General features: G+C 76.8%; 1 pseudogene. It reads right to left on the reverse strand.

Annotated elements, in window-relative coordinates:
• A pseudogene (locus OZN99_RS33235) lies at nt 1-560 on the reverse strand (hypothetical protein); the annotation flags it as partial.

Consider the following 560-nt stretch of genomic DNA (forward strand, 5'->3'; position numbering starts at 1 on the left):
ATGCGCACGACGTCCGGCGGCGCGACGCCGCCCTGCCCCGCCCAGGCCAGCGCCGCCAGTGCCGCCTCGCGATGCGCCGCGATCTCCGCCGCGGTCCAGGTGGAGGGGCGCGCGGCCTGCGCCAGCCGCGCGATGGACTCCGCCAGCGGGCCATGCAGCGCCGCAGCCGGATCCACGTAGCGCACGGGATGCGGACGCAACGCCACGTCCAGCACCGGCGCGCGGTAGCGCCAGGGCTGCACGATCAGCTCCACCGGGTCCAGGCCCAGCGTGACGATCAGATCCGCCTCGTTCACGCAGCGCGCTTCCAGCGTGCCGCCGGTGAAGATGCCGGCATGCAGCGGATGCGTATCGGGCAGCACGCCCTTCGCCTTGTAGGTCACCAGCACCGGCGCCCCCAGCGCCTCCGCCAGGCGGCGCAGCGCGCGCGATGCATCCGCGTCCGTCGCCTCCAGCCCCGCCACCACCACCGGCCGCCGCGCGCCGGCCAGCAGCGCGAGGGGATCGCCGTCGCCGGGCGGCAGGTCCTGCACCAGCCGCCGCTGCGGCACCTCGCCGGG

This window comes from Falsiroseomonas oryzae, from assembly GCF_027856955.1.
In the GTDB taxonomy this organism is placed as follows: Bacteria; Pseudomonadota; Alphaproteobacteria; order Acetobacterales; family Acetobacteraceae; genus Falsiroseomonas; species Falsiroseomonas oryzae.